General features: G+C 68.3%; 27 protein-coding genes, 1 tRNA gene and 1 pseudogene. 15 read left to right on the plus strand and 14 right to left on the minus strand.

Annotation, left to right across the window (positions count from 1 at the left end):
- Positions 1 to 18 precede the first annotated feature (18 nt).
- The gene (locus FCI23_RS27660) at positions 19 to 1,386 is read right to left on the minus strand and encodes an MFS transporter (RefSeq protein WP_136726663.1); all 1,368 of its coding nucleotides are present in this window, start codon (positions 1,384 to 1,386) and stop codon (positions 19 to 21) included.
- A 113-nt stretch (positions 1,387 to 1,499) separates the two neighbouring features.
- Positions 1,500 to 1,757 (minus strand): hypothetical protein, encoded by a 258-nt coding sequence (locus tag FCI23_RS27665; RefSeq protein WP_211265491.1) that lies wholly within the window; start codon positions 1,755 to 1,757, stop codon positions 1,500 to 1,502.
- 367 nt (positions 1,758 to 2,124) lie between these two features.
- Here FCI23_RS27665 and FCI23_RS27675 point away from each other — a divergent pair, with 367 nt between their 5' ends.
- Positions 2,125 to 3,192 carry an ArsR/SmtB family transcription factor gene (locus FCI23_RS27675; protein WP_136726664.1) on the plus strand — a complete coding sequence of 356 codons (1,068 nt, stop codon included), beginning with the start codon at positions 2,125 to 2,127 and terminating at the stop codon, positions 3,190 to 3,192.
- Here FCI23_RS27675 and FCI23_RS60155 read toward each other — a convergent pair.
- Both FCI23_RS60155 and FCI23_RS58380 read right to left on the minus strand, forming a co-directional pair.
- A complete protein-coding gene (locus tag FCI23_RS60155; RefSeq protein WP_211265492.1) occupies positions 3,134 to 4,195 on the minus strand; it encodes an aminotransferase-like domain-containing protein in 1,062 nt (353 codons plus the stop codon). The genes FCI23_RS27675 and FCI23_RS60155 overlap by 59 nt on opposite strands.
- A 30-nt stretch (positions 4,196 to 4,225) precedes the next feature.
- Positions 4,226 to 4,540, minus strand: a complete 315-nt coding sequence (locus FCI23_RS58380) for a GntR family transcriptional regulator (protein ID WP_211265493.1) — start codon at positions 4,538 to 4,540, stop codon at positions 4,226 to 4,228.
- A gap of 56 nt (positions 4,541 to 4,596) precedes the next feature.
- Here FCI23_RS58380 and FCI23_RS27685 point away from each other — a divergent pair, with 56 nt between their 5' ends.
- From FCI23_RS27685 to FCI23_RS63150, 3 genes and pseudogenes are all read left to right on the plus strand, one after another.
- A complete protein-coding gene (locus FCI23_RS27685; RefSeq protein ID WP_136726665.1) occupies positions 4,597 to 5,058 on the plus strand; it encodes an aldo-keto reductase family protein in 462 nt (153 codons plus the stop codon).
- Between the two features lie 7 nt (positions 5,059 to 5,065).
- Complete coding sequence (locus FCI23_RS27690; RefSeq protein ID WP_211265494.1) at positions 5,066 to 5,479, plus strand: hypothetical protein; 414 nt, start codon at positions 5,066 to 5,068, stop codon at positions 5,477 to 5,479.
- A 108-nt stretch (positions 5,480 to 5,587) separates the two neighbouring features.
- Positions 5,588 to 5,671 (plus strand): annotated as a pseudogene (locus FCI23_RS63150) (NUDIX hydrolase); the annotation flags it as partial.
- Positions 5,672 to 6,208: 537 nt separating this feature from the next.
- On the opposite strand, the gene FCI23_RS56710 reads toward FCI23_RS63150, so the two are convergent.
- The 3 genes from FCI23_RS56710 to FCI23_RS27710 all read right to left on the minus strand — a co-directional run bounded on the left by FCI23_RS56710 (position 6,209) and on the right by FCI23_RS27710 (position 9,576).
- Positions 6,209 to 6,586 (minus strand): hypothetical protein, encoded by a 378-nt coding sequence (locus tag FCI23_RS56710; RefSeq protein WP_169316961.1) that lies wholly within the window; start codon positions 6,584 to 6,586, stop codon positions 6,209 to 6,211.
- Between the two features lie 408 nt (positions 6,587 to 6,994).
- Positions 6,995 to 7,891, minus strand: coding sequence for a DUF2637 domain-containing protein (locus FCI23_RS27705; RefSeq protein WP_136726667.1), 897 nt, complete (start codon positions 7,889 to 7,891; stop codon positions 6,995 to 6,997).
- A 386-nt stretch (positions 7,892 to 8,277) separates the two neighbouring features.
- Positions 8,278 to 9,576 (minus strand): DUF3631 domain-containing protein, encoded by a 1,299-nt coding sequence (locus tag FCI23_RS27710; RefSeq protein ID WP_136726668.1) that lies wholly within the window; start codon positions 9,574 to 9,576, stop codon positions 8,278 to 8,280.
- A 368-nt stretch (positions 9,577 to 9,944) separates the two neighbouring features.
- Here FCI23_RS27710 and FCI23_RS27715 point away from each other — a divergent pair, with 368 nt between their 5' ends.
- The 5 genes from FCI23_RS27715 (at position 9,945) to FCI23_RS27735 (ending at position 15,353) form a co-directional block, all read left to right on the plus strand.
- Complete coding sequence (locus FCI23_RS27715) at positions 9,945 to 10,454, plus strand: helix-turn-helix domain-containing protein (protein WP_136726669.1); 510 nt, start codon at positions 9,945 to 9,947, stop codon at positions 10,452 to 10,454.
- 153 nt (positions 10,455 to 10,607) lie between these two features.
- Positions 10,608 to 10,820, plus strand: coding sequence for an excisionase family DNA-binding protein (locus FCI23_RS27720; RefSeq protein ID WP_136726670.1), 213 nt, complete (start codon positions 10,608 to 10,610; stop codon positions 10,818 to 10,820).
- Positions 10,817 to 12,112 (plus strand): site-specific integrase, encoded by a 1,296-nt coding sequence (locus FCI23_RS27725; protein WP_136726671.1) that lies wholly within the window; start codon positions 10,817 to 10,819, stop codon positions 12,110 to 12,112. Before FCI23_RS27720 ends, FCI23_RS27725 begins: the two co-directional genes overlap by 4 nt.
- Positions 12,113 to 12,582: 470 nt before the next feature.
- A complete protein-coding gene (locus FCI23_RS27730; RefSeq protein WP_136726672.1) occupies positions 12,583 to 13,473 on the plus strand; it encodes a hypothetical protein in 891 nt (296 codons plus the stop codon).
- A gap of 11 nt (positions 13,474 to 13,484) precedes the next feature.
- A complete protein-coding gene (locus FCI23_RS27735; RefSeq protein ID WP_136726673.1) occupies positions 13,485 to 15,353 on the plus strand; it encodes a tetratricopeptide repeat protein in 1,869 nt (622 codons plus the stop codon).
- Positions 15,354 to 15,484: 131 nt separating this feature from the next.
- On the opposite strand, the gene FCI23_RS27740 is transcribed toward FCI23_RS27735, so the two are convergent.
- The 3 genes from FCI23_RS27740 to FCI23_RS27750 form a co-directional block, all read right to left on the minus strand.
- The gene (locus FCI23_RS27740) at positions 15,485 to 15,976 is read right to left on the minus strand and encodes a hypothetical protein (protein ID WP_136726674.1); all 492 of its coding nucleotides are present in this window, start codon (positions 15,974 to 15,976) and stop codon (positions 15,485 to 15,487) included.
- A gap of 338 nt (positions 15,977 to 16,314) precedes the next feature.
- A tRNA-Pro gene (locus FCI23_RS27745) sits at positions 16,315 to 16,388 on the minus strand.
- 12 nt (positions 16,389 to 16,400) lie between these two features.
- Complete coding sequence (locus FCI23_RS27750) at positions 16,401 to 17,372, minus strand: metallophosphoesterase (protein ID WP_136726675.1); 972 nt, start codon at positions 17,370 to 17,372, stop codon at positions 16,401 to 16,403.
- A 98-nt stretch (positions 17,373 to 17,470) separates the two neighbouring features.
- Here FCI23_RS27750 and FCI23_RS27755 point away from each other — a divergent pair, with 98 nt between their 5' ends.
- Entirely contained in the window at positions 17,471 to 17,929 is a 459-nt protein-coding gene (locus FCI23_RS27755; RefSeq protein ID WP_136726676.1) for a GatB/YqeY domain-containing protein, read from the plus strand.
- A gap of 100 nt (positions 17,930 to 18,029) precedes the next feature.
- Here the strand turns inward: FCI23_RS27755 and FCI23_RS27760 are convergent, their stop codons facing one another.
- Positions 18,030 to 20,252, minus strand: a complete 2,223-nt coding sequence (locus tag FCI23_RS27760; RefSeq protein ID WP_136726677.1) for a transglycosylase domain-containing protein — start codon at positions 20,250 to 20,252, stop codon at positions 18,030 to 18,032.
- A gap of 385 nt (positions 20,253 to 20,637) precedes the next feature.
- Here FCI23_RS27760 and FCI23_RS27770 point away from each other — a divergent pair, with 385 nt between their 5' ends.
- Positions 20,638 to 20,976 (plus strand): WhiB family transcriptional regulator, encoded by a 339-nt coding sequence (locus FCI23_RS27770; protein WP_136726678.1) that lies wholly within the window; start codon positions 20,638 to 20,640, stop codon positions 20,974 to 20,976.
- Here FCI23_RS27770 and FCI23_RS27775 read toward each other — a convergent pair.
- Entirely contained in the window at positions 20,958 to 22,304 is a 1,347-nt protein-coding gene (locus FCI23_RS27775; protein WP_136726679.1) for an ArsA family ATPase, read from the minus strand. The genes FCI23_RS27770 and FCI23_RS27775 overlap by 19 nt on opposite strands.
- On the minus strand, positions 22,301 to 23,344 hold the full coding sequence (locus FCI23_RS27780) for an ArsA-related P-loop ATPase (protein WP_136726680.1): 1,044 nt from the start codon (positions 23,342 to 23,344) through the stop codon (positions 22,301 to 22,303). Before FCI23_RS27780 ends, FCI23_RS27775 begins: the two co-directional genes overlap by 4 nt.
- Positions 23,345 to 23,415: 71 nt before the next feature.
- On the opposite strand from FCI23_RS27780, the gene FCI23_RS27785 reads away from it, so the two are divergent.
- From FCI23_RS27785 to FCI23_RS27800, 4 genes are all read left to right on the plus strand, one after another.
- On the plus strand, positions 23,416 to 23,577 hold the full coding sequence (locus FCI23_RS27785) for a DUF4177 domain-containing protein (RefSeq protein WP_136726681.1): 162 nt from the start codon (positions 23,416 to 23,418) through the stop codon (positions 23,575 to 23,577).
- Entirely contained in the window at positions 23,574 to 24,038 is a 465-nt protein-coding gene (locus tag FCI23_RS27790) for a RidA family protein (RefSeq protein WP_136726682.1), read from the plus strand. Before FCI23_RS27785 ends, FCI23_RS27790 begins: the two co-directional genes overlap by 4 nt.
- Before the next feature lie 73 nt (positions 24,039 to 24,111).
- The gene (locus FCI23_RS27795; protein WP_136726683.1) at positions 24,112 to 24,957 is read left to right on the plus strand and encodes an NUDIX hydrolase; all 846 of its coding nucleotides are present in this window, start codon (positions 24,112 to 24,114) and stop codon (positions 24,955 to 24,957) included.
- A complete protein-coding gene (locus FCI23_RS27800) occupies positions 24,954 to 25,778 on the plus strand; it encodes an MBL fold metallo-hydrolase (protein ID WP_136726684.1) in 825 nt (274 codons plus the stop codon). The genes FCI23_RS27795 and FCI23_RS27800 overlap by 4 nt, the downstream gene beginning before the upstream one ends.
- Before the next feature lie 199 nt (positions 25,779 to 25,977).
- Here the strand turns inward: FCI23_RS27800 and FCI23_RS27805 are convergent, their stop codons facing one another.
- On the minus strand, positions 25,978 to 26,652 hold the full coding sequence (locus FCI23_RS27805; RefSeq protein ID WP_136726685.1) for a Crp/Fnr family transcriptional regulator: 675 nt from the start codon (positions 26,650 to 26,652) through the stop codon (positions 25,978 to 25,980).
- Positions 26,653 to 26,980: the final 328 nt, after the last annotated feature.

The raw sequence follows: 26,980 nt of genomic DNA on the forward strand, positions 1-26,980 counted from the left end.
TCCGTTCTGATCTAGCAGTTACGGCGCGCGGAGGATAGCCGGGGCGTCTGCGTGCGGGAGGACATCTGGGGCGTCCGCGTGCCGGCGGATGTTGATGACGACCGCGACGGCGGCGACGGCGGCGATCGCGCCGGGCAATGCGTACGCCACATATGCGGGGAACGTGCCGATATGCGCGTCCAGCACAACCCCGCCGATGTAGGGGGCGGCCATGGCGCCGATGCGTGCGATGCCCAAGCACCAGCCCAGACCGGCGCCCCGCACCGCCGTGGGATAGGCGCCTGCCGCGAAGGCGTTCTCGGTGACGGAGGCGTTGACGACGACGCCTCCGGCGATGAAGGCGAGCACCGCGACGGTGAATGATCCTGAGGCGAAGCCGAGGGCGAAGATCGCGGCCACAGACAGGACGTAGTTGGCCACGAACACTCGAGTCAGGCCCAACCGGGCGACGATCCAACCATTGAGGATGTTGACGACGAGGCCGCCCATGAGGAGGCAGACCGTCATCGTCAGGCTCGATGTCAACGACCTGCCTGAGGCCACAAGCAACGAAGGCAGCCAGGTCTGGACGCCGTAATAGGGAATGAGGCAGCACGCGAAGATCAGGCCGAGAAGAATCGTGCGCACCCGGAGGCTCTTGGTAAACACCTGCGCCAAAGGCGCCCTCGCGATGCCGGTCTCCGGGACGTAGAGCTCATCGGTGACCGGATCGATCGGGCCGAGCTCGCTCGGAATACGCTGCAGTGTACGCAGCGCCTTGCGATCCAGTCCCTTCCGGACCTGTATGTTCGGCGACTCCGGCAGCCAGAGCATGAGGAAGGGGATCAGGACCAGGAACAGGGCACTGGTGAACACGACCGGACGCCAGCCTGCCGTCTCAACGATCTGACGAGCCACCAGCACGGCAACCACCCCGCCCAGGTTCGCCCCGCACATAATCCAAATCGTGAACGACGAGGCCCACCTCCTGGGCGCGAGTTCCCGCGCCAGTGCGGCAGCGACCGCGAACAGACCCCCGATCCCCGCACCGGCCAGAACGCGGCACAAGGCGAACATGGCCGGCCCCGGAGAGAAGGCCGACGCGACCGTGGCCAGCGAGAACAGGCTCACACCCACGATCAGGCACGGCTTCCGTCCGATACGGTCCGAAACGGTTCCGGCAACCATCGCCCCGATGAGCATGCCAAAGAAGGTGGCCGAGCCTAGCAGCCCAGCCTCCGTATGGCTGATGTGCCAGGTCCGGGTCAGCACGGGCAACACTGCCCCGAACACGTTGAGGTCATAACCGTCAGCCACAAAACACAGGTTGATGAGGAGGATGACCCCGACGTGATACCTGCAGATTGAGCTTCGAGAGATGTACTCATCGACATTGATACGTGACATGAGGATTAGCCTGGACGCTGGCGCAGCGCAGTGACAATTATTTTCACAAAAACTTGCTAAAATATTGAAATAGCGATAGCTGTGTGCTATGTGCAGTGGGACTGTCTAGCCCTTCAGTTGTAGATCCTTGAGGGGGTTGTAGTTCCGGTCTGGCCGTGTGGCGGTGGTCGGATGGCCGCGTTATGGGCTCGGTGGCAGGCACGGGCGTGGGCTTTGTGGCGGCGGCGCCAGGCGGACCAGTGCAGGACGTGGGCGGTGCGCTCGTCGTGTGGCGGCTGGGGACGGAACGCGACGATCAGTCGGCCGATCTCGTAGGCGGTGAACCGGACAGGCGGGATGCTGGGGCGATGATCGATCGCCTCGTCCACCACGCCGAGGTCTACTCCCTCAAGGGCGAGTCCAACCGCATGCGAGCCGCGAAATCGGCCGCGTCCCCACGGCCACCGACAACGAGTGACACGAACGACCGAGGCCGCGGTGGCTCACAATTGAACCGTTCGAACCGGTCCCAAATTCAATTCAGCCGTTGCCGACAGGTTGTCGCACCGGGTGCGCGGGGTTCCACGGGCCCTGGTGGTTTCCTTTCGTGTCGTAGGATGGGTTTCCGCTGGTCAGCCAGGTGCGAGGGCGTGCAGCCGGGTGATCGCTGCGGCGATGTGGGTGGCCCAGGGCCAGGTGGCTGCGAGGCGCAGCCGCAGATGATCGCCGTTGAGAAAACCTCAGTGAGAAGGAGGGCGAATGGTCGTCCGACTGCGCCTACCCGACGCGGGGCCGCCGTTTCGAGCCACAGTGTCTCCGCTTGCGGAGATGTGTGCCGGACTTCATGTCCTGGTCGCCCCCGGGCATCATCCGGGCAGCCGGCATTGGGTCGCGCTCGCTCACGAGAAGTCATACAGTTCACTGCTGGCGCAAACGCTCAATTGGGCACCGTTGTGGGACGCGTTCCGGGCACAGTTCTTGTATCCGCTGAACTGGAAATCCTCGCCAAGAGCGGGCATCACCAGGAACCTCGAAGCGCTCAGCCGACTGCCCATCGCCGAGTTCCAGGACATGGTCGCCGACGCACTTTATGTCGGTGCGCTCAAGGGCGGCAGGCGACCCGACGATCAGAGGCTCCTCGGCGAAATGTCCCTAATCTCTGCCCGCCACCACAACCTCGCTGCGCAAATGCTGCGCGACCCAGAACAGCTACTACAGGAAATCGTCATGTTTCTCGACGACTTCTACCACCGACTCTTCGAGCGCGAATGGGTCACCATCCACGGGATCGTCACCCGCGAAGCAAGCGCAATGACAGGAGCGCTTCGCAACGATCCGCTCGCAGCCGTGCAAGCACTACCACTCGTGATCGTCGGCCCGGGCAAGAACGTGATCCGAATCGACAAGCTCTACACAGAAGCCAGTGCCCCCACCACGGGGCCGATCCTTCTGATTCCAACCGTGCTCGGCCACCCGCACCTCGTCGTCAAACACGGACCAGGACGTCCCTCACTCATCCACTACCCAGCCCGCGACCGAAGCGCTGAGACTCTCAGCACCGTCGAAGACGTCTCCGCACGGCTGGCATCCCTCAACAACATCACCCGACTGACGATCTGCCGACTACTGCTACGCCAGCCCGCTTCCACCAACGCCATCGCCCGATACCTCGACCGCACACCCTCCGAAGTCTCACGCCAACTCAGCCAGCTCCGGGCCGCCGGCCTCGTGGCAACCGTCCGCACACGTAATGGAGTACTCCATCACCTCAACACAGCCGTCCTGGAGTCCCTCGGCGAAGACATCCTCGCCTCCATCCAAGGATGAGGATCCCCTCGTATCGTGAAGGGAGGGACTTAAGGGGAGTCAGTTGCCTGAAAAGCGGCGGCAGTATGATGCGGAGTTCCGCGCGGGGGCGGTGAGGATCGTCCAGGAGACGGGCAAACCGATGGCCCAGGTGGCCCGTGACCTGGGCGTGAACGAGGGCACATTGGTCAATTGGGTGACGCGGGCACGGCGGGCGGCCGATGTGACCGCCACCGTGCGCCGACTGCGGGAAGAGAATGCCCGGTTGCGCAAGGACAACGCCGAGCTCGAGGTGCGGCGGCAGCACCGCGTAGCCGATCCGTAGCGCGGGGAAGAGCGTCTTGCTGAAGCTGCCCACGTAGACGACGGTGTCCCGGTGTCGCTCGGCGGCCAGCGCGGGAAGCCGATCGGCGGTGAAGGTGAACTCGTTGTGGTAGTCGTCCTCCAGGACCGTCGCCCCGTGCGCGTAGGCCCACTCAAGGAGTCCACGCCGCTGCCTCTCGGACATGATGAACCCGGTCGGGAACTGGTGCGACGGCGTCACGTACACCAGCTTCACCTGCCCCGGATTGTGCCCCTGGGCCCGCACACAGGCGTCGATGTCGGCCACCCGCAGCCCCTCCTCGTCCACGGGGACAGTCACCACGGCCGCCTGCGAGCAGCCGAAGACCTGTCGCAGCACGGTGTGGCTGGGGTCCTCGATCACCACCACGTCACCCGGCCTGACCAGCATCCGGACGAGGATGTCCAGGGCCTGGGTGGCACCGCCGGTGACCATGATGTGGTCGGGGGACGCGTCAAGGGCCCGACTCTGCCGGACCAGGGCGGCGATCTCCGTACGCAGGGTCGGGGAGCCCTCGGCCGGGCCGTAGCCGAGCGCTGCGAAGTCGGCGCGGCCGTAGGCGTCATGCATGGACTGCCGCCAGCGAGCGACGGGGAACTCCGCGAGCGCCGGGGTGCCGTGCCGGAAGTCGAGCGCGGCGCCCGGGTGGTGGGTGGGCGGTGGTTCCCATGGCTGCCACAACGCGTTGCCGCCGTCGGTGGCCCTGGGCGGCTACGGGGCGAGCGTGGCGGACGCCGCGCGGGAGGCGCGCGGCGTGGCGGTGGGGTCGCCCCGCCGCCCCGCGACCTTGGTGCTGGAGCCGCGCCGGGCGGCGAGGATGCCGTGGGCGCGCAGTAGTTCGTAGGCGCGGGTGATGACGGTCCTCGACACATCGAGCTGCTGGGCGAGTTCGCGAGACGCCGGCACAGTGTCGCCCGGCCGCAGCTGACTGGACCGCACCAGGGCAGTGACCTGGTCGCACACCTGCTGTTGCAGCGGTGTACCGCCGTCCCGGTCCAGAACGATGAGCAACTCCGGTGATCCCACGTCACTTTCCTCCATTTCTCATGCCCCGGCCGAGTCTGCCACGGGGGCTCACTTCGGTGGCGCTCCGGCGATCACGGGGTGTTCGGCGGCGCGCGGGTGTCGCGTCCTGGAACCCGACGGCGCTGCCGACCCTGGTCCACGACACCGCACCGAGACCGGACGTCCTCATGGTCCGGGCCGGCCTGTTGGTCGGAATCGGGACACTCGACGCCGCCGACGCCCTGCGCGAGGCGTGGGACCTCGGCGAAGACGGGGTATGGGGCATGAGCCCCTTCGGCGGCAGCGCCTTCGATCCGGTCTGGGACCGGATCGATCCACGCACCCTCCTCCCAGACGCACGCGGGGTCTCCCGGGTACAGGCCGCCTTCCGTGCCGCCTACCACCTTCCGGGCCTCGCCACCGTCGCGGTGGGCACGGATGACCTCTCCCACCTGCGCGAACTCGTTGACGCCGTGGCTACCGACACCGACGGGCGGACGCTCGCTGACAACAGCGATGGCCGCGGCCCGGATCGATGACCGGGCCATGGTGGAAGAGTTCCTCGCAGAGGCCGAACAGACGGCCCAGCGTCTCGAACATGACGCCAACCACATCTGGACGGCGTTCGGCCCAAACCATGTCGCTATCCACCGCATCTCAACTGCCATGGAACTCGGTGACGTTCAGATCGCCGTCGACCAGGGGCCACGCGTGGACACCTCCACCCTGCCCTTGGAGCGCCGTGTCCGGCACACCCTCGAGCTGGCCCGTGCGTACAGTGCTCAGAACCACACGGACGAAGCCCTCGCCCTCGTCCTGGACGCGGAGGAACTGGCGCCCGAGCAGGTCCGCTACCACTTCATCTCCCGCCACCTGGTGACCGCCTGGGGCCGGCAGCAGCGCGGCAAGCCGAGCCACCTGCTGGCCGGCGTGGCTCAGCGAATGCGCGTCATCGGGTGATCCTCCCGCGACGACTACAGTCGTTGCCATGAGCGACTCCGAAGCCCACGAGCGGTAGCCCAGCCCCGCACCGCCGCCGGCGCGCTGTTCTTCGACGAGACAGGGCGCGTGCTCCTGGTCAAGCCCACGTACAAACAGGGATGGGAGATCCCCGGCGGCTACCTGCACCCAGGCGAGACCCCAAGCGAAGGCGCTGCACGGGAGGTCAAAGAGGAGATCGGCGTCACCCCGCCGATCGGCCTCCTCCTCGTCGCGGACTGGGCACCCCACCCGACCGAGGGCGACAAGTTGCTGTTCATCCTCGACGGAGGCATCCTCCCAGCTGGCGAGCGAGCTCAGATCATCTGGACGGGGTGGAGATCGACCAGTTCACGTTCCATCAGGCCGATCAGATCGATGGAGTGCTCATCCCTCGGCTGGCCCGTCGAGTCCACGCGGCAATCGGGGCCCGTGCGCGATCAGAAACCGCTTACCTTGAGAGCGGGGCAGACCACGGCGTCGAGGGCTAATGCACCGGTCCGATTGAGCAGCCGGCCGGGGGATCAGCTGATCAGCGCCATTTGCAGCGAATGCAAGCGGACAATGACCTGGTGGCGAACGTTGAGGAGGAGCCAGTCACGGCAAGCCCGGCACCGCAGGCAAGTGATCCAGAGGCCCCTGGCGTTCAGCTCGTCGGGTTGGAGATGACGCGTATGACCGGGCGGGTGCGGTCGGTCTTGACGGGGTCCGTCACAGGAGACCTTTTCTGTCGGTGACGGTGGCACGACGACAAGGCTCCGGTGGTCGGGAACGTTCCCGGGCACCGGAGATGACATCAAACCGACATCGCCGGCTGGGTTGCAGGCGCTCGCGCTCGCCGGGCGTGAACCTCAAGGGGCCGACGCGCGCGGTGCGCTTGGCACCGGTGAAGCGGCGGATCGCCGGCTGGACGCTCTGAACGGCAGGCTCGCTGGCCGCATCGTCGACTGTGGCTGGTGCGGCGTTTTCGCTGGGGCGGACGGCGGCGAGCGTGTCGCGTTGGACGGCATGGAGCTTGTCCGGGTCGGGGACGACCTCGGCCCCGACCTTCTGGCCCGGCGCGCCCTCGCGCCGGGACCCCTCCGCCACCCCTGGGGCGGAGAACCCCCCAGTCCGGCCGCGAGTCGGACTGGGGGGACTACTGGCTCCGCCAGGAGCCCCCTTACCGAACGCCCGACGCCAAAGAACCTTCAGGTCAACGGACTTCGACGGCTGCTCCGTGCCTTCGGCGTTGCTGTCGTCGAGGTGGGGCCTCTTCCTCATGGCATTGTCTCCTGTCAAGGCTGGACTGTCCGGGGCGCACGGGTGGCATGGTCCGGGCGATCAGCGGTTTGGTGAGGCCGGGAACGCGGTGTAGTGGGGCTGCTGACCGTGGCGGCGGATGTCGGCTGATGTCCGGTGGGGGATTTCCGCCGATGGATGTCTGTGGCGGAAGACCGTCCGCCCGCGACGGCTGGGCCTGCGGGCGGACGACGGTGATCCGGATAGGGCGGGCTGTCAGTCCACGGCGGGGTGGGCGCGAGTGTCGTCGGGCCGCTGTCCGGTTTGTTCGTCGCGCAAGTGGTTCATGAGCTGGGTGAACCGGTAGGCAGCCATCGGCAGGTGCGCGGCGCGGACGGCCTGCTCGACCACGGCGCGGGTCAGGCCCCGATCGGCGACGGCGGGTCGGGCGACGGCCAGGAGCTGGTCCATGGTCGCGCCCGGAGGGCGGCCGGTCGGTTTGGCGCGGACCGCGGTGACCGGCCGTATGCCGTTGGCAGGGGCGCCGGTTGCCGCCGCTTGCTCCGGGAAGGGTATGGGCTCGTTGTTCGCGTGTGAGGTGTTCGCCGCTGACAGCCGGGGTTCTGCCTCACCGTGCGTGGCGATCTGGGTCGGAGGCTCGACGGTGTCGGCGGAAGGAAAGTGGTCCGTGGCGGTCGGGCGGCTGGCTGTGCTGGACGGCCGGCTGTCGGTGTGGCGGGTGATGAGGATGCCCAGGTGGACGGCTCCGGCGAGGGCGAGCGGGGCGAGCATGGCCAGGGTGCCGACGGCGGTGTCGCCGAGCCGAAGGCTGGTGCTGGCGGGAGTCTGCTCGTTGAGTCGGACGGCGTGCAGGACGTTGGCCCAGACGCTGGCGGCGGTGGAGATGGAGAACAGGGCCCATACGTAGGCGCGGGCGGACCAGGGGGCGTCGTGCAGGACGAGGAGGGCGCGTACGCCATAGGCGATGAACCCGTCGATGATCAGGGGGTAGACGAAGGTCAGCGATTCCCGGACGTGGATCGCGTCGGCAGTCTGGCGCAGCGCGTCGTACGAGAGCGCGAACCCGGCCACGCCGAGGGCGATGATGGCGGCGCGGTCCCAGCGGGTGACTCGGCCAACGGGCGTCGCGGAGGGGGGTGCGGTGGTGGGCATGGCGATGTGGTCCTTGGTGGTGTTTGGGGATGTCCGCGTGGGTGGTATTTGCCGTCTCGGCCGTTGAATTCGCTGGTCAGGGCGGTCACGGCAGCGGCGGGCGCGGAGCGGCTGTGCCGTCTGGCCGGGACTTGTGCCGTCTGGAGGCGGGCGCTGCGACCTGCTGTCCTACGGCAGGGACGATCAAGACGGCACGAGACGGATGTGGTTGCCGTCTGGCTGGGGCCTGGCCGCCGGGCGCGGTGGGTGCGCTCGGCGGCCAGCGCGTGGGCGGTGGTGGCTGGTTCCGTCTTGGTCCTGGTTGCCGTCTCGTCCGTAGGTGGTCTGGCCTGCGGGTTCACGGCACGTACGGCAGGTACGGCAACCGGGGACGGGACCGGCGGCTGTCAGTCGGTGATGGTGTCTGGGCCACCGAGCGGGTGGACGGCGGGGCAGTACCGGCGCCAGGCGTCGGCGAACTTGTTGCGGGTGTAGCCCTTGAGCTGGCCGCCGGGGACGCGCACGTTGCCCGAGGTGATGCCGTAGTCGCTCAGCATCGCCCCGAGGCCGCGCGGGGACAGGCCGTCGCGGCCCCACTCGCCCCACGGGGCTTCGGGGTCGGCGTTCAGGGTGAGGCGGATGTACTCGGTGGTGAGGCTGTCGGGGTCGCCGTTGTTGGCGAAGATCCGGCGGATGTCGGCGAGGATGCGCGCTCCGCTGGGGTTGTCCTCCTCGGTCTGTACCTCGGAGGCGACCATGCGCGCGCACGCCTGGCGGGCCAGGCGGGGCCAGGGGCCGCCCGCGAGGTCGGCGACGATCACCAGGGGCTCCCAGGTGTCGGCCGCGCGGTCCTCGACCGGCATGGGCGGCTCCAGTCGGAGGGCCTCGTCAGCAAGGGGCGCGGTCCAGGCGGCGAGCTTGTTGCGGATCTCGTGCAGTTCGGGGGTGTCGCGCTTGGAGCGGAAGGGTTGGACGCTCTCTCCGTCGGCGCGGCGGCGCATGCGGATGACGACCGACCTGTCCATGATCGTGTCGGGGAGATCGCCGATGCCCGCGATGGCCGCCATGGCGAAGGTGTGGAACCGGTGGGGCGTGTGGTCGTTGCCGACGACGCGCAGCACATAGCGTCCGCGCTGGTGCCCGGCGTTGAGCAGACCGCGCATCTCCTCGTTCTTCTCGGCCATTTTCGGGGTGCCGAAGATGGTGTCGGCCTCGTCGACCAGGAGAGTGGGCGGCTCGGCGGTGATCGAGCGGAAGACCGCCGCCGGGGTGGAGTTGACCGTGAGCACCGGCTGGTGGACGGTCTCGGTCAGCACGTCGAGCAGGCGGGACTTGCCGCACCGCTTGGCGGGGCCGACCACCGCCAGGCGTGGGGCGTGCTGCCACGCGGGCTGGAGGTGGGTCGCCACGACCCACAAGGTGGCCGCGTTCAGTGCCTGCTCGGACGGCAGGATCACGAACTTCGCGATCGCCGTCCGCAGGGCCGACAACAGCTCGGCGCCCTCACCCGCTGGGGCGTCGGGCAGCGCGTCGACACCGGACAGCCCACTGGGCGCCGCCTCAGCGTCCTGGTCGCCGGGTCCACAGGCTGTGGACGGAGCGGGGTTCTGGGCAGGGCGTGGCTGACCGGGGATGGCGACGGCGGGCCAGACTGCGGCGGGCCGGGAGGCTGCGCCGCTGGGGTCGGTGGGCTTATGTTGGGACATGGAAATTCCTCACTCGGCGGCTCCGGGGGACTACCCGGATTCGCCGTTATTGACTGTCCTGGGATGGGCGGTGGCAGGGTTTCCGATCGGCCCTCGGTGTTCGTAGCACCGGGGGCCTCACGTTTCTCGGGTACGTGTCAGGCGGTTGGGCCTGCGTCTCCTTCCTGTTGGTGGCTCCTTGTGCGGGCGCCTGGGTTCGACTTGCTATCACGTAAATCCGGCCGCGCCGCACCGCGCTCTGTCGTCTATTGTGTTCGCGTTCCCACATCTCCAACCTCTCTACGGTTGACTTTTTCAGTCGCGTGAGGTCTAGTTAAGCCGGAAGATCGTCCCGTGTCAACCGAGAGGAGGTTGAAAAAGTGAATCCCATGGAGACTCCTAGTGGGCGGCTCAGCGGTGAAGCCCTGGTGGCCCACAACCTGCGCGTCCTACGGAAGGCCGCCCGGCTCTCTCAGGACGATGTCGCCGAGCGCATGAACCGGCTCGGCTTCAAGTTCCACCAGACGCAGGTCGCCAAGATCGAACGGAACGCCCGGCCCGTGCGCTACGACGAGGTCATCGGTCTCGCCAAGGCGCTCGGCGTCCCGCTGTTCCCCTTCATGACCGAGGCCGTCGCCAGCGAGGGCGAGCCCGAGTACGAGCTCCAGGAGGCCGCGTTCCGCGTCGAGGCAGCCGACCAGGAATGGAGAAACTCCCACGACCTCGAACAGGCGGCGAAGGCCCGCCTGACAGAGGCGGAGCGCGAGTACGCGGAGATCGCCGAGCGTCTGGGCATAGAGGCCCCTGATTTCCAGCCCGACTTCGAGTTCTACCCCGCGCCCAACTCCCCCGACGACCCGCTCAGAGAGGACGCCGACGAGCAGGCCCCCGACCAGTAACGGAGGCTCCGCCCGCTCATCGCAGACCCCGCCGCAAGACCCCCGGCGCTACGAACGCCCAGGGCCGCCGAGCGGCATCGCACCAGCCCACCGCCCATCCCCGCCAGTCAACACCGCGGCGCGCAGCTCACTGCGCCGCCGGAAGGAACACCCATGTCCACCACTGCCACCGCCATCGAGCGGAAGTGGTTCACCACCGCTGAAGTCGCCGTGATGCTCGGCTTCGGCCTGTCCAAGACGAAGGCGCTTGTCCACTCGGGCGAGATCCGCTCCGTCAAGATCGGGCGCAGCCGCCGCATCCTGCCGGCCTGGGTCGATGAGTACGTTGCCCAGGCCGTCGCCACCGACATGGAGCTGGCGGCATGAGCGGCAAGCGCGGTAACGGCGAGGGATCCATCTACCCCTACCGCAACGGCTTCGCGGCGTACGCCTGGGTGACCACACCCATGGGCAAGCCCAGCCGCAAGTACGTCTACGGCAAGACCCGGCCCGAGGTCCACGACAAGTGGCTCAAGCTCCACACGGCGGCCAAGGCCGGCCCCGTGGCCACCAGCACGCCGACCCTGGAGCACTTCCTCGCCCACTGGCTGAAGGAGGAGGTGGACGTGAATCTCAAGCCGCTCACCGCAGCGACCTACGAGACTGTGGTCCGCCTCTACATAACCCCCTTCCTCGGTGCCAAGCGGATCGACAAGCTCAACGTCCGCGACGTCCGCGAGTGGCTCAACAAGCTCGCCGCCGCCTGCCAGTGCTGCGCGCAGGGCAAGGACGAGGCACGGCCCGAGGAGCGGCGGCGCTGCTGCGCGATCGGCAAGTGCTGCGGCAAGACGCTGGCCAAGCGGTCGGTTGGCGACGCTCGGACCGTGCTGCGCAGCGCGCTCACCTACGCGATGAGCGAGGAGATGATCTACCGGAACGTCGCACAGCTCGTCAAGATGGCCAAGCCCCGAAGCCACAAGGTCATCCCGTGGTCGGTCGAGGAGGCCAGCCGTTTCCTCGAATCCGCCCGCACCGCCCGCGACCCGCTGTACGGGGCGTACGTGATGATCCTGGTCCTGGGCCTACGGAAGGGGGAGGTGCTCGGGCTGGAGTGGTCGAACGTCCTGCTGGACCGCAACGAGGTCCTCATCCAGAAGCAGCTCCAGCGGGTGCGCCGCAGGCTGCTGCACTCGGAGACCAAGACCGACGCGTCGGAGGCGCTGCTCCCGCTGCCGGACATCTGCCGGGCCGCGCTGTTGCTCCGTCAGAAGAGCCGCGACGCGCACAAGCTGGCCGCCCGCGACCTGTGGACCGAGTCCGACCTCGTCTTCACGACCCGCTACGGGACACCGGTCGAGCCCCGGAACTTCAACCGGCGCTTCGCCTTCCGCTGCGCAGAGGCGGGGGTCCGGCTGATCCGCGTCCACGACACCCGCCACACCTGCGGCTCGCTGCTGGCGGCCCTGGACGTCCACCCGCGCATCGCGATGCAGATCCTCCGGCACACGCAGATCTCGGTGACCATGGAGGTCTACACCCACGTGCCGTCGGAGCAGACCCGCAACGCGCTCCGCAAGCTAGGCGCGACCCTCGACGGTGGCCGATCCGCCGAGGCACCGGGCGAGGAACAAGGGCCACTGCCTTCCGCCTCCGATGGGGGCCGGGGAAAGCTGGCATAACTGCTCCGTCCGTAGCTGATCAACTGCGCAGGGGTCCGGCCAGAACGATCTGGCTGGACCCCTGCCGTTGGGCGAGGAGGCCGAGGACGTGGATCTCCACGGCCGCCATCGCTGCGGTCGGGCTGGCTTGCCGGGGACGGCTCGTCAGCCGCCGACGCCGTGGCGAGCGTACTGCGCGAGCCGCTCACGCAGACCGTTGCCGTCAGCCGCATCCGCCTTGCCGATGTAGAGGATCTCTTCCAAGGCCAGATGGTCTGTGATCGGGATGGTCGACGGTGGTAGGTCGCCCGCAGAGGTGACCCGCAGTAGCACGAGCCCGCATCTCAGTCTCGATGAGGCCGATGGGCTGGCTGCGCACCCGAATATTGGGCCCGATCTCTGATGATGCGGAGAGTGCCGGTTCTAATCTGATGGTTCACCTATGTCGGGGGTGGGTTTTGGCGCGTGTGTATCGGATTCGAGCTCGGTGGGTGGTCGCGCCGGTGGTGATTCTGGCTGCGGTGGCTGCGGTAGCTGCGCTGCTGGTGTTGGAGGAGCCACCGCCGTGGCTGGCGTGGTGTCCTGCATGGTTGGGAGCTGTGATTGTCGCCGTGTTGGGGGTGGCCGGGACCTGGTGGCTGGAGCCGTGGACGGCGCGTCGGCAAGGTGCGGCGGACGAGGATCAGCAGGCGGTGGACCGCCTGCGCCGGTACCTCGGCCGTCAACAAGGCTTGCCGCGGATTGGCGAGCGGGGTGCTGGTGGACTGCTGCTGCGGGTCCATGAGGCCATCCCTCTAGACCTGCCTCCCGAACCGGCAGCGGGAGCAAAGGTGTTGCGTCGGGCAGGTTGGTTGCGCCGTTGGAGCGGGCCGGTCCGGCTATCTGGAGAAGGGCCGGATCCTGACCTGCCCGCGTTCGTCGAGCGGGACATCGGCAAGCAGGTGTGCGCGTGGATGCGCGCCGCCAGTCGTGAGGGCGGCTTCCTGGTGCTCGTGGGCAACTCCTCAGTTGGCAAGACCCGTCTGCTGTATGAGTCGGCCCGCAGTGAGTTGGCCGGCTTTGTCGTTCTCGCACCGGATCTCGGCGACGGAGCACTGGTCAACGTCATCGCCGACGCCACCTTTCCACTGCCAAAGCTGATCGTGTGGCTGGATGAACTGCAGCGCTTCCTTCCCGGCCCATATTTCGTCACCGACGACCAGGACAGCCATACCGCGATTACCGCTGCCACCGTCCGCAAACTGCTCACTGCGGACACGCCCGTGGTCATCGTGGGCACCCTGTGGCCGCAATACGCCACGGAACTGCGCACAGTCCAACCCGACCCGGCCAGCGTTGGTCAATCCCGCTACCCGGCAGCCATCGACATCCTCACCACCTGACCGATATTCCGGTGGACACCTTCTCCCGCACCGAGCGGGCCCTGGCCGCGACCCGGGCCGCGCGGGACCCGCGTCTCGCCCAGGCGGTAGCCGATCGCGACTACAACGTCACCGAGGTCCTCGCCGGCGCGCCACAGATGATGCGCCGCTACCAGCAGGCCACCGACCTTCATAAAACCGTCGTCCACGCGGCCGTCGATGCCCGCCGTCTCGGTATTCAAGGCCCCCTCACCATTGACCTACTGCGCGCCTCAGCTCGCGGCTACCTCACCACCGTCCAACCCGACGACACGTGGTTCGACCAGGCGCTGATCGAGCTCACCAGCAGCACACGCCGTGATGACCGCGCCACCGCCCTCCTTATATCCCTGCCGACCGCCGACCACCGCGGCGTGCTCGGCTACACCGTCGCTGACTACCTCCTGCAACAACTGGCTCGACGACGCCGCAGCTGCCAGCTCACCTCTTTGACCTGGCATGCCTTTGTCGACCACATCACCGACCACGACGACCGAATGCGCGTCGCCGACAGCGCCCAACGCCGACTGCGGTACCGGACCGCGGAGGCCCTCTACAGAACCCTCACCCCCGGCAGCGCTCGCGCCGCCCACACGCTGGCGGGTCTGTTGGTCACGCAGGAGAAGGCCGATGAAGCCTTCCAGGTGCTGCGAACCGCCGCCGATGCCGGCGACTTCTTCGCCGCTCATCGGCTGGCCGAGCTGCTGGTCGGTCAGGAGGATACCGATGAAGCCATCCGGGTACTGCGCCCTGCCGCCGACGCTGGCGACCTCCTAGCCGCGAATAAGCTGGCCGAGCTGCTGTTCGGACAGAGACACGCCGATGAAGCCAACCGAGTGCTGCAGTCCGCCGCCAGCAACTCTCACGCTGCCTCCAGCCACCCTCGCACTGTCTGCAGGCTGGCCGAGCTGCTGGCCGGGCAGGGGTACACCGACGAGGCCATCCAGGTGCTGCGGCCCGCCGCTGACGCCCGCCATGTCGAGGCCGCACGCGCGCTGGCCGGGTTGCTGGCCAAGCAAGGGAATGCTGACGCACTCTGGGCTCGTGCTGACGCCGGCGACTTCTCCGCCGCCGGCGAGCTGGTCCGGCTGCTGGCCCGGCAGGGGAACACCGAAGCGCTGCGGGCTCGTGCTGACGCCGGCGACTCCTCCGCCGCATGGTTGCTGGCCGGACTACTGGTCGAGCAGGGGAAGGCCGATGAAGCCTTCCAGGTGCTGCGGCCTGCCGCCGACGCCGGCGACCTCTCCGCCGCCGTCGGGTTGATTGAGTTGATGGTTAGGCAGGGGAAGGCCGATGAAGCCTTCCAGGTGCTGCGGCCTGCCGCCGACACCGACGACCAATTCACCATCGGCGAGCTGACAGAGCAGAGAAACATCGACACGCTGCGGGCCGCTGCTGACGCTGGCGACCTCTACGCCGCTCGCAGACTGGCCGGACTGCTGGTCGGACAGGGAAAGACCGATGAGGCCATCCGAGCGCTGCGGAGCCTTGCCGACGCAGGCGACCTCTCCGCCGTCATCGAACTGACCATGCTATTGGCCCAGCAGGGGGACGCTGCCACGCTAAGAACCCTTGAGGAGACCGGCGAGTACTCAGCCGCCGAGGCGCGTGCTAGCCGACTGGCCGGACAGGGAAACATCGATGCGCTGCGGGCCCTTGCCGACGCCGGTGACTCCTACGCCGCCTACACGCTGACCGATTTGCTGGCCATGGGGGCGGATACCTACCAGTTGCACGAGGAAGTACACGCTGGCACGTACGGCGCTGTTGATCACCTGATCGCGTTCCTCGCCCAGAACATCGGGTACGAGAGGGCGGAACAGTTGCGCACCCAAGGCTTCGACACGGACGGGCCTCATTGACTACCGTCATCGACGCCGCAGGCTCTGCCCTGGCTTTGGCGGTGCACTATATATTCCACCGCCAAAGCCAGGGCCCTGACGCAGCGCGTGAACTGAGTAGATTCTATCTATATAAATCTCAAGTAAAGCACCTAGGGTGCTCGTGTCATGGCGGAGATGGTGGCCGCCACCGCCCGGACCTGGGCTGGTCGACAGGGTGGGCGCTGGCTGCTGTCACGCTCGGCGGTAGTGCGCGAAGACTGATCCCGCTCCGTCTCCCACGACCACTCGGGGTCGGTGCCACGCTGAAAGGGATAGGTCTTGGCGAGTTCGAAGAACTGCCCTGAGGGCTTCAGCTGCCGCTTGTTGACCACAATGGCCGACAGCATCACCGGGGAGCCGTCGTGGTGCTCCCGACGGCACGCGTATTCGAGGAGAAAGCTCATCGCGGTCGAGTGGTGATAGACCCGGTGTCCCTCAACCGCCAGGTCGCTGCTCAGCTCGCTGTAGCAGTCGACACGGCCTTCAGCGGCCCAGTGCTTGAGCACCTCGACCATGGCATCCAAGGCCGCGTTGTAAGGCGGAGAGTGGCGCCGGAGCCGGGGGCGCTTGGTTTCGGGCTGCTTGTCGTCATGGTTCTCCATGGCGGAATGTCAGCACAGCCGGCCAGCCTCCGGCCAGGGATTCACCACAAGAGCCGGCCACCTGATCAGTAGGCGCGGAAGATGAGGCGACGCTTGGTGTCGTCCGCCGGTCCCTGTGATCGTGATGGCGGACCCTGACCCTCGCCGGTCGCGGGCGTGAGCTGGGATCCGTTTGACACTCGGCTGTGGGTGGTCCGACAGGTTTCAGCGGCGAGCGTCTCGTGTCGGCTGGCCCGGCTGCTGGTGGTCACTGAGGGACGCGGTGGTTGCTGTACTTTTCTGCTGGCAGACGCGTCAGAGGCCCTACCGGATCTCTCCGATAGGGCCTCTGACCTGGGTCGGGGTGGCGGGATTTGAACCCACGGCCTCTTCGTCCCGAACGAAGCGCGCTACCAAGCTGCGCCACACCCCGGTTCAACGAGGATTACTCTAGCGGACTCGCCGCCGGAGACGAAATCCGGTTTTCGCTGGGTGTGAGGGTGAGCAGGGTCGCCTCGGGGGGGCAGGCGAAGCGGAGCGGGGTGTACCGATTGGTGCCGCAGCCTGCGGAGACGTGGAGATATGAGCGGTGGCCGGCGGCCTCGTGCGTCGAGAGACCCTTGACACGGTCGGTGTCGATGTCGCAGTTAGTGATGAGGGCGCCGTAGAAGGGGATGCAGAGCTGGCCGCCGTGGGTGTGCCCGGCGAGGATCAGGGGGTAGTTGTCGGCGGTGAAGGCGTCGAGGACCCGGAGATAGGGGGCGTGGACGATGCCGAGGGCAAGATCGGCGTCGGGGTCGGGGCCGCCGGCGACCCGGGGGTAGCGGTCGCGCTTGATGTGCGGGTCGTCCAGGCCGGTGAGGGCGATCTGGATGCCGTCGTCGAGCTTGAGCCGGCCACGGGTGTTGGACAGGCCGACCCAGCCAGCCGCGTCGAAGGCGTCGCGTAGGCCCTCCCAGGGGTTGCGGAGGACGCCGGTGGCGTGGCTGGGCTTCTTGCCGTTGAGACCGTGCTGGCCCTTTGACTTCTCGACGAGATAGCGGGCGGGGTTACGGAACTTGGGGCCGTAGTAGTCGTTGGAGCCGAAGACATAGGTGCCGGGGAACTGGAGCAGCGGCCCGAGAGCGTCGAGGACTTCGGGGACGGCCTCGGGGTCGGAGAGGTTGTCGCCGGTGTTCACCACGAAGTCCGGACGGAGCCCGGCAAGGCTCTGCAGCCAGCGGCGCTTCTTGTTCTGGCCGGAAACCATGTGGATGTCGGAGACCTGGAGGACCCGGATCGGCCGCATGCCGGCGGGAAGGACCGGCACCTCCACCCGGCGCAGCCGGAAGGACCGCGCCTCGATCCCGGCGGCGTACGCCACGCAGGCCGCGCCGACTGCCGTGATGCCAAGGGGAACTCCGTATCGCGCGCGCATGGGTCCATGGTGTCAGACGGGCCGTTGGACCGTGTCAGGGCGGTGTCAGGTCCATATCCGCGGGCGTCCGGGGGCGTGCGCGTGCGAGACTCGACGGCATGACCACCACGCTCAAGCAGCGCCTTCGCGAGGATCTCACCGCGGCCATCAAGGACCGCGACGAGCTGCGCTCCGCCACCCTGCGGCTCACGCTCACCGCCATCACCAAGGAGGAGGTCGCGGGGAAGACCGCCCGCGAGCTCTCGGACGACGAGGTGCTGAAGGTGATCACCCGGGAGGCGAAGAAGCGGCGTGAGGCGGCCGAGGCCTTCGCCCAGGGCGGCCGTAAGGATTCCGCGGAGCGGGAGCTGGCGGAGGGGGAGCTGCTGGCAGCGTATCTGCCGAAGCAGCTCGGCGACGGCGAGCTGGCGGAGATCGTTTCCAGCGCGATCAAGGAGGCCGGGGCCGAGGGGCCGAGGGCGATGGGTGCGGTCATGAAGATCGTGAACCCGAAGGTCGCCGGACTGGCCGAGGGCGGCCGGGTGGCGGCCGAGGTACGGAAGCAGCTCGCGGGCTGAGGCAGCCGGTACGCCGATAGGTCGGCACGCTGGAAGGGGCGCGCCCGGGATTCCGGGCGCGCCCCTTATATGTGCGTCGTATATGCGCGGTCAGCCGTGCTCAGCCGTGGCCCCCGCCGTTCCCATTACCGCCGTTCCCGTTCCCGCCGATGATGTTCGGGAAGGAGAAGGTGGGGTTGGGATTGGCGCTGGCGCCGCCAGTGGTGGGGGTGCCGGTGGTGCCGCCGTTGTTGTTGCCGTTGCCCTTGTTGTTCTGGCTGGGGTTGGCGATGGGGACCGTCGGGAGGTTGGCGGAGGACTGGCCGGCGAGGGCACCGGTCATGGCCGCCTTCCAGATCGGGCCGGGCGTGTCGGCGCCGAAGACCTTGGCGTGGTAGACGCCGCCGATGGTGATGTCGGTCATCATCCGCTTGTGCGCCGGGTCGCCGACCCAGACCGCGCCGGCCATGTTGGAGGTGTAGCCGACGAACCAGGCGGCGTAGCGGGAGTCGGTGGTGCCGGTCTTGCCCGCGCTGTCGCGGTCGGAGAGGCCGGCCTGCTGGCCGGTGCCGTCCTCGACGACCCCCTTGAGGAGGGTGTTGAGGGTGGAGGCGGTGGTCTCCGACATGGCGCGCGTGCAGGTGCTCTGCGGGACGGCGAGTTGCTTGCCATTGGTGGTGTCGGTGATCGACTCGATGGCGACCGGGGAGCAGTAGACACCCTTGTTGGCGAAGGTGGCGTAGGCGTTCGCCATGGTCAGCGGGGTGACCTCCTGGGTGCCCAGGGTTATCGAGGGGACCTGTTGGATCTTCTTGCCGTCGGAGCGCTGGATGCCCATCTTGGCGGCCATCCGCGTCACGGGGCAGACGCCGATGTCGCTGATGAGCTGGACGTAGTAGGTGTTGACCGACTTGGCGGTCGCCTCCTTCATCCCCATCGGGCCGACTTCGCTCTGGCTCTCGTTGGAGACCATCGCGGGGCTGGTGGTGCTGTTGTGCCAGGTGCCGTTGCAGGTGGAGACCGGGCTCGGGTAGGCCATCTGGTACGGGGCCGGGTAGACGGTCGAGGCGCTGGTGCCCTGCTCGATGGCGGCGGCCGCGGTGATGGCCTTGAACGTCGAGCCGGGCTGGTAGCCGATGCCACCGCCGCGGTTCTCGTTGACCGAGAGATTGATCTGGGTCTGGTTCTTCCCGAAGCCGTACGGGCGGGACTGGCCCATGCCGAGGATCTTGCCGGTGCCGGGCTGGACGAGGGTCACCGCGGTGGCGACGGAGTCGCTGGAGTAGACGTGCGAGGCTATGGCGCTCTGGACGGAGGCCTGGGCGGTCGGGTCGAGCGTGGTGCGGATGGTGAGGCCGCCCTGGTTCCAGCGCTGGGCGCGGATCGCCTGGGTCTTGCCGAAGGTGCTGTCGTTGAGGAAGACCTCGCGGACGTAGTCACAGAAGAAGCCCGCGCCGTTGACGGCGGTGATGCAGCCGCTCTTCGGAGCGGTGATCTTCAGGCCGAGCGGCGTCTTCCCGGCGGCGTCGGCCTGCGCCTGTGTGATGTCCTTCACGTCGGCCATCCGCTGGAGCACCGTGTTGCGGCGCTTGAGGGCTTCCCGCGGGTCGTTGACCGGGTCGTAGACGGTCGGCGACTGGACGAGCCCGGCGAGCATGGCGGCCTGGGGGAGCGTGAGGTTCTTGGCGGAGGTGCTGAAGTAGCGCTTGGCGGCGGCCTCGACACCGTAGGCCTGCTCGCCGAAAAAGGTGATGTTGAGGTAGTTCTCCAGGATCGTCTTCTTGCCCAGCTCCTTCTCGAGCTGGATCGCGTACTTCATCTCTTTGATCTTGCGGCCGAGCGTCTGCTGGGTGGCCTGGGCGACCTTGGTCGGGTCGTCACCGGCCTCCTCGACGAAGACGTTCTTGACGTACTGCTGGGTGAGGGTGGACGCGCCCTGGGAGACCCCGCCGTTCTGGGCGTTGGTGTTGAGCGCGCGCAGGATGCCCTTGACGTCGATCGCGCCGTGCTGCCAGTAGCGCGAGTCCTCGATGGCGACGATCGCCTTCTGCATGGTCGGATTGACGTTGTTGAGCGACACGATCTGCCGGTCGCGGGAGTACACCGTCGCGATCAGGCCACCCTTGGCGTCCAGGATCTGGGTGCGCTGGCTCAGTGCCGGGCGCTTCAGTTCGCCCGGCAGTGAATCGAATTCGGCCGCTGTGCCCTTCGCCGACAGCCCGAGGGCGCCGGTCGCCGGCAAGGCGATGCCGGCCAGCACTACTCCGGCCAGCACACTGACTCCGAGGAACTTGACGGCCTGCTGGGCTGTGGTGAGCCCTCCGCCCGATCGCTTGTGACCCATGGGGAGCAGCCTACGTTGCCAATCGCCGGACGTACGCCCGTCTGTTCGCCTACTCTGTTACAGACAGGCGCGACCGTACATCTTGTGCCTGCCTCTCCTCCTCACTCTTGTGAGTGATGAGACTTGTCGCAATTATCGGCATATGCCATAGGTGCCGGGCAGTAGAACCAGTGAATTGACCGATTTGCCCGGTAAGTCAGTTATGGGATCACCTCACTCCGTTGGGTGATCTGTCACGTCTGCATAGTCCGTTCGGGCCATTCAACATTGGGCCTGAAAGGGCTGTTGCGCGGTGCCCACCTTCCGTAACGTCCTCAACTGGCGACGGCGAATATGCTGTTCGCCGCCGTGGGGGAGCCTCGATTCGGGAGAGGACGGCGCCAGCATGAGCGGCTGGGTAACCGACTGGAGCACGCAGGCAGCGTGCCGCACGACAGATCCAGATGAGCTTTTCGTCCAGGGAGCGGCCCAGAACAGGGCCAAGGCGGTGTGCACCGGCTGCCCGGTGCGGACCGAGTGCCTGGCGGACGCCCTCGACAATCACGTCGAGTTCGGAGTTTGGGGTGGGATGACCGAGCGGGAGCGCAGGGCGCTGCTGCGCCGGCGGCCCACCGTCACCTCGTGGCGCAGGCTGCTGGAGACGGCGCGGACGGAGTACGAGCGCGGCAGCGGCATCCTGTCGCTGGACGATGACGAGTACGGCGACTACGCGGCCGTCGGCTGAGCTTGGGCGAGGCGTTCACCGATCTCGCGCAGGCCCGCGAGGTCGTGCACGTCGCCGGGCAGCGCGGCCACGTCCACCATCGGCACCTCCGGGTGCACGGAGACGAACCGGTCGCGGGTGCGGCGCTCGCGTACGACCAACTGCATGCGCTCCGCGTGCAGGCGGAGAAGGCCGGCCGCGAGCTGGTCGGCGCTGTAGACATGGGTGCCGGGTTCGGGAGAGGCAGCACCGTCGGCGTCATCGGCGCTACGGAGTCCAGCCTTCCCGTCCGGGTGATCCACAATGCCGACGCTGTGAAGATTTTTTACCGGTGCCGCAGGCTCCGGGGGTTCCGCGGAACCCCCGGGTTCGTCCAACTCCCCGCTGGGGAGGGGAGTTGATGCCTCGGCCAGATCGTCCAGTGCCTCGGCCGCCGCCAGTGCCCGTTCAGCGGTGAGCTGGGCGGCCCCGCTGCTGTGCACCCGGTTCAGCACCAGCCCGGCCAGTGGCATGTCCTCCGCCGCCAGCCGCTCCACGAAGTACGCCGCCTCACGCAGCGCGTCCCGCTCCGGGGCCGCCACCACGAGGAACGCCGTGCCGTTCGCCTGCAGCAGCTTGTACGTGGCGTCAGCCCGCTTGCGGAAGCCGCCGAACATCGAGTCCATGGCGGCCACGAAGGTCTGCACATCGCGCAGCAGATGAGCGCCCATCACCTTGCTGAGCGCGCCCGTCATCATCGACATCCCCGCATTGAGGAACGCCATCCCGGCCCGGCCGCCGACCTTCGCGGGCGCCATCAGCAGCTTGATGAACCTGCCGTCCAGGAAAGAGCCGAGCCGCTTCGGCGCGTCCAGGAAGTCCAGCGCGGACCGGCTCGGCGGGGTGTCCACGATGATCAGATCCCACTGGTCCAGCGCTCTCAGCTGGCCCAGCTTCTCCATCGCCATGTACTCCTGCGTGCCCGCGAAGCCCGCCGACAGCGACTGGTAGAAGGGGTTCTCCAGGATCGCCCGGGCCCGGTCCGGGTCGCTGTGCTGGAGTACGACCTCGTCGAAGGTCCGCTTCATGTCCAGCATCATCGCGTGCAGCTCGCCGCCGGCCGACTCATCGATGCCCGCCACCTTGCGCGGGGTGTTGTCCAGCTCTGTAAGGCCCATGGACTGCGCCAGACGGCGCGCCGGGTCGATCGTGAGCACCACGGCCTTCCGGCCGCGCTCCGCGGCCCGTACGCCCAGCGCGGCGGCCGTCGTCGTCTTGCCGACGCCTCCGGATCCACAGCACACCACGATCCGGGTCTTCGGATCATCGAGGAGCGGATCGATCTCCAGTACCGGACTCTCTAGGGTCATGCGACCCCCACCCCCTGCTTACGCATGTTTTCAGCCAATCGGTAAAGCCCACCGAGGTCTACTCCGTCGCCACCCATCAGCTCCAGCTCGTACGTCGGCAGGCCCAGCTCCTCGATCTCCGCCCGCTCGCGCCGCTCCAGAGCGACCCGCTCCGCGTGCTCGTGCGCCTGCGCCAGCAGCGGGTCCACCAGACGCTCCGCCCGGCCGCCCCGCTGGGCCCCGCCCAGCCCCGCCTGCGACAGGGCCTTGGCCACGGCCGTACGGCGGCTGTTGGCGGCGTCCCGCACCGCGCCGTCGTCGAGCAGCACCGGCCGCAGCATGTTGACCACCACACCGCCCACCGGCAACCCCGCGGCCCGTAGTTCGGCGACCCCGTCCACGGTCTCCTGGACCGGCATCTCCTCGAGCAGCGTCACGATGTGCACCTGCGTCTCCGGTGATTTCAGCACCCGCATCACGGCCTGCGCCTGGTTGTATATGGGCCCGATGCGCGCCAGGCCCGCCACCTCGTCGTTCACATTGAGGAAGCGGGTGATCCGCCCGGTCGGCGGGGCGTCCATCACCACCGCGTCATATATGCGCCACCCGGCCTTGTCCTTGCGCCGCACCGCCTCACACACTTTCCCGGTCAGCAGCACATCACGCAGGCCCGGCGCGATCGTCGTCGCGAAGTCGATCGCGCCGAGCTTTTTCAGCGCCCGGCCGGCCCGGCCCAGCTTGTAGAACATGTCCAGGTAGTCCAGCAGCGCCAGCTCCGGGTCGATGGCCAGGGCATGCACATCCCCGCCGCCCGGCGCCGCGGCGATCTTCCGCTCCTCATAGGGCAGCGCATCGGTCTCGAAGAGCTGGGCGATGCCCTGCCGCCCCTCGACCTCGACCAGCAGTGTCCTGCGGCCCTCCGAAGCCAGGGCGAGGGCCAGCGCGGCGGCGACGGTGGTCTTTCCGGTGCCGCCCTTGCCCGTGACGATATGGAGCCTGGTGGCATTCGGCTCTTCGGCGCCTCGAGCGTTTCGAGGATTCTGCGGATTTCGAGGGCTCACATTGCGAGCCTAACCAGTGACCGGACAGGCTAAGCAGGAGGCTGTCGGTGGGAGGCATTACAGTCCCTCCCATGGCTAAGTGGGAATACGCGACCGTGCCGCTGCTTGTGCACGCGACGAAGCAGATTCTGGACACCTGGGGCGAGGACGGCTGGGAGCTCGTCCAGGTCATCCCCGGACCGAACAACCCCGAACAGCTCGTCGCGTACTTCAAGCGGGAGAAGCAGGCATGAGCGCTGTCGAGGACAAGCTCGCCGACCTCGGCCTGACCCTCCCCGGCGTCGCCGCGCCGCTGGCCGCCTATGTCCCGGCCGTCCGCACCGGCGCTTACGTCTACACCAGCGGCCAGCTGCCGCTGGTCGACGGCAAGCTGCCCCTCACCGGCAAGGTCGGCGCCGAGGTCACCCCCGACGAGGCCAAGGACCTGGCCCGTACGTCCGCGCTGAACGCCCTGGCGGCCGTCAAGTCCGTCATCGGTGATCTGGACCGGATCGCCCGCGTCGTCAAGGTCGTGGGCTTCGTCGCCTCCGCCCCCGACTTCACCGGCCAGCCCGGCGTCATCAACGGTGCCAGCGAGCTGCTCGGCGCCGCCCTGGGCGACAAGGGCATCCACGCACGCAGCGCCGTCGGCGTTGCCGTACTGCCGCTGGACGCGCCGGTCGAGGTCGAGATCCAGGTCGAGGTGGCGGACTAGCCCGCCACCGCCCCCGGGGCCTTTCCCTGGGGCCCTATCGAACATCGTCCCGGAAGCGCATAGCATCCGGGCCATGACCACCACTAACGGTCAGTGGTTCCCACCGTCCTGGCCGGACCGGATCAGGGCGCTGGCCGCCGGCACACTGGAGCCCGTCACGCCCCGGCGGGCCGCGACCGTGATGCTGCTGCGGGACACCCCCGCCGGGCCGGCCGTCCATCTGCTGCGCAGACGCGCCTCCATGGCCTTCGCCGGAGGCGCGTACGCGTACCCCGGCGGCGGGGTCGACCCCCGCGACGAACGCAACGTCGGCTGGGCCGGCCCCTCACCCGCACACTGGGCGGCCCGGCTGGGCGTCGACCCGGCCCCCGCGCAGGCGATCGTCTGCGCCGCGGTACGGGAGACCTTCGAGGAGTCAGGCGTGCTGCTCGCGGACGTCGCCGACACCACCGGCGACGACTGGGAGGCCGGCCGCTGCGCCCTGGTCAGCCACGAGCTGTCCCTCGCCGACTTCCTCACCCGCCGCGACCTGACCCTCCGCTCCGACCTCCTCGCGCCCTGGGCCCGCTGGATCACCCCGGAGTTCGAGGAGCGACGCTACGACACCTGGTTCTTCGTCGCCGCCCTCCCGCCGGGCCAGCGCGCCCGCGACGTCTCCGGCGAAGCCGACCACACCGTGTGGCTGCGCCCCGCGGAGGCCGCCGCCCGCTACGACCGCGGCGAGGTCCGCATGCTGCCGCCGACCATCGCCACACTCCGCCAGCTCGCCTCGTACGCCACCGTCGCCGATGTCCTCGCCGCCGCCCCGGGCCGCGACCTCAGCCCCGTACTGGCGCACGCGGCCCTCGACGGCGGCCAGATCGTCCTTACCTGGCCCGGCCACGAAGAATTCACCAAACGGATCGGAGCCGCCGAATGACCGCCGCCATCCTCCCCGGCGCTCCCCGCCCCACGGTCGGCGGCCGTGCCACCCCGCGTGCCCTCTGCGTACTCGCGCCGAACCCCTCGGCCATGACCCTCGACGGCACCAACACCTGGATCCTCGCCGAGCCCGATTCGAAGCTCGCGGTCGTCATCGACCCCGGGCCGTTCGACGAGGACCATCTGCGGAACGTCATCGCCACCGCCGAGTCCCTCGGCAAGCGCATCGCGCTCACCCTGCTCACCCACGGCCACCCCGACCACGCCGACGGCGCCGCCCGCTTCGCCGAACTCACCCGCACTTCCGTACGAGCCCTTGACCCCGCCCTCCGTCTCGGCAGCGAAGGCCTCGTCGCCGGCGACGTCATCACCACCGGCGGCCTTGAACTCCGAGTCGTTCCCACCCCCGGCCACACCGCCGACTCGCTCACCTTCCACCTCCCCGCCGACCAGGCCGTCCTCACCGGCGACACCGTCCTCGGCCGCGGCACCACAGTCGTCGCCCACCCCGAGGGCCGTCTCGGCGACTACCTGGACTCCCTCCGCCGGCTCCAGACCCTCACCATGTCCAGCTCCGTCGACACGGTGCTCCCCGGCCACGGGCCCGTACTCACGGACGCACGCGGAGCCGTCGAGTTCTACCTCGCGCACCGCGCGCATCGGCTGGCGCAGGTCGAGACCGCCGTCGAGGAGGGGTACACCGCCCCTGCGGAGGTCGTCGCGCAGGTGTACGCGGACGTTGACCGGGCGCTGTGGCCCGCTGCCGAGCTGTCCGTACGGGCGCAGCTCGAGTACTTGCGTGAGCACGGGCTGATCTGAAACTTTTCTGCCGCCCTCGCGCCGCTCGGCCCTGGCGGCCCTCCCGGGCGTGGGGACGGCCGCGCCGGACTCCGCCCGGCGGGCCCCGGCGCCCCCGTCCCGACCATGCAGGGCGAAGTGGTGCCGTCACGCTACGGCGGACAGTGGGGGTCCCCCCGCCGGAGGCTGGGGGAGGGCGGGCAAACACCCCAGGCGCGCGTCAGCGCGAACGCTTGGCCAGCCGCTCGACGTCCAGCAGGATGACCGCACGGGCCTCAAGCCGCAGCCAGCCACGCCCCGCGAAGTCCGCCAGCGCCTTGTTCACGGTCTCGCGGGAAGCTCCCACAAGCTGGGCGAGCTCTTCCTGCGTGAGGTCGTGGACGACATGGATGCCCTCCTCGGACTGCACGCCGAAGCGTCGCGAGAGATCGAGCAGCGCCTTGGCGACACGCCCCGGAACGTCCGAGAAAACCAGGTCGGACATGACGTCGTTGGTCCGGCGCAGCCGGCGCGCGACGGCCCGCAGCAGCGCGGTGGAGACCTCGGGCCGGACATTGAGCCAGGGCTGGAGGTCGCCATGGCCCAGACCGAGAAGCTTCAGCTCGGTCAGAGCGGTGGCGGTCGCGGTCCGCGGACCCGGGTCGAAGAGCGAAAGCTCGCCGATCAGCTCGCCGGGGCCGACGACGGCGAGCATGTTCTCACGACCGTCCGGCGAGGTCCGGTGGAGCTTCACCTTGCCCTCGGTGACGACGTAGAGCCGGTCCCCGGGGTCGCCCTCGTGGAAAAGCGAGTCGCCACGCGCGAGCGTGACTTCCTGCATGGAGGCGCGCAGTTCAGCGGCCTGCTCATCGTCGAGCGCCGCAAAAAGCGGTGCGCGCCGCAGAACGTCGTCCACGAGCTCTCTCCTTGTCTACATCGCTGGGTCGGTCCCCATCATGCCTGACAGCAAAACAGTGCGATCAATCACAAGTCTGTCTTATGCGTGCGCGACACCGTGCCCCGGGGGTCCGTTTGGGGTGCGGATCGCTGAGCGCCGGGGCGGATGTCAGTGCCGAGCCTTAGGCTGGCCGGGTGTCTGATACGCCGACTGCGCAGAGGAAACAACCGGACAAGAGGGCCGAGCGGGTGACGCGAACCGCAGATTCCGCTCTGAGCGAACAGAGTCGTGAGCCCGACGACCACAGTGTCGACGAGGGCGCCGAAAAGAGCGGCGAAAAAAGCGC

This window comes from Actinacidiphila oryziradicis, from assembly GCF_005047355.1.
Classification (GTDB): Bacteria; Actinomycetota; Actinomycetes; order Streptomycetales; family Streptomycetaceae; genus Actinacidiphila; species Actinacidiphila oryziradicis.

Bases quoted from the DNA above. Each gene is read 5' to 3' on its own strand.
- FCI23_RS27690 (WP_211265494.1), top strand. From the start codon at position 5,066: ATGGTGGAAGAGTTCCTCGCAGAGGCCGAACAGACGGCCCAGCGTCTC.
- FCI23_RS27710 (WP_136726668.1), bottom strand. From the start codon at position 9,576: ATGTCCCAACATAAGCCCACCGACCCCAGCGGCGCAGCCTCCCGGCCC.
- FCI23_RS27715 (WP_136726669.1), top strand. From the start codon at position 9,945: ATGGAGACTCCTAGTGGGCGGCTCAGCGGTGAAGCCCTGGTGGCCCAC.
- FCI23_RS27785 (WP_136726681.1), top strand. From the start codon at position 23,416: ATGGCTAAGTGGGAATACGCGACCGTGCCGCTGCTTGTGCACGCGACG.
- FCI23_RS27800 (WP_136726684.1), top strand. From the start codon at position 24,954: ATGACCGCCGCCATCCTCCCCGGCGCTCCCCGCCCCACGGTCGGCGGC.
- FCI23_RS27720 (WP_136726670.1), top strand. From the start codon at position 10,608: ATGTCCACCACTGCCACCGCCATCGAGCGGAAGTGGTTCACCACCGCT.
- FCI23_RS27795 (WP_136726683.1), top strand. From the start codon at position 24,112: ATGACCACCACTAACGGTCAGTGGTTCCCACCGTCCTGGCCGGACCGG.
- FCI23_RS27750 (WP_136726675.1), bottom strand. From the start codon at position 17,372: ATGCGCGCGCGATACGGAGTTCCCCTTGGCATCACGGCAGTCGGCGCG.
- FCI23_RS27725 (WP_136726671.1), top strand. From the start codon at position 10,817: ATGAGCGGCAAGCGCGGTAACGGCGAGGGATCCATCTACCCCTACCGC.
- FCI23_RS27675 (WP_136726664.1), top strand. From the start codon at position 2,125: ATGGTCGTCCGACTGCGCCTACCCGACGCGGGGCCGCCGTTTCGAGCC.
- FCI23_RS27775 (WP_136726679.1), bottom strand. From the start codon at position 22,304: ATGACCCTAGAGAGTCCGGTACTGGAGATCGATCCGCTCCTCGATGAT.
- FCI23_RS27760 (WP_136726677.1), bottom strand. From the start codon at position 20,252: ATGGGTCACAAGCGATCGGGCGGAGGGCTCACCACAGCCCAGCAGGCC.
- FCI23_RS27740 (WP_136726674.1), bottom strand. From the start codon at position 15,976: ATGGAGAACCATGACGACAAGCAGCCCGAAACCAAGCGCCCCCGGCTC.
- FCI23_RS27755 (WP_136726676.1), top strand. From the start codon at position 17,471: ATGACCACCACGCTCAAGCAGCGCCTTCGCGAGGATCTCACCGCGGCC.
- FCI23_RS27790 (WP_136726682.1), top strand. From the start codon at position 23,574: ATGAGCGCTGTCGAGGACAAGCTCGCCGACCTCGGCCTGACCCTCCCC.
- FCI23_RS27660 (WP_136726663.1), bottom strand. From the start codon at position 1,386: ATGTCACGTATCAATGTCGATGAGTACATCTCTCGAAGCTCAATCTGC.
- FCI23_RS27705 (WP_136726667.1), bottom strand. From the start codon at position 7,891: ATGCCCACCACCGCACCCCCCTCCGCGACGCCCGTTGGCCGAGTCACC.
- FCI23_RS27770 (WP_136726678.1), top strand. From the start codon at position 20,638: ATGAGCGGCTGGGTAACCGACTGGAGCACGCAGGCAGCGTGCCGCACG.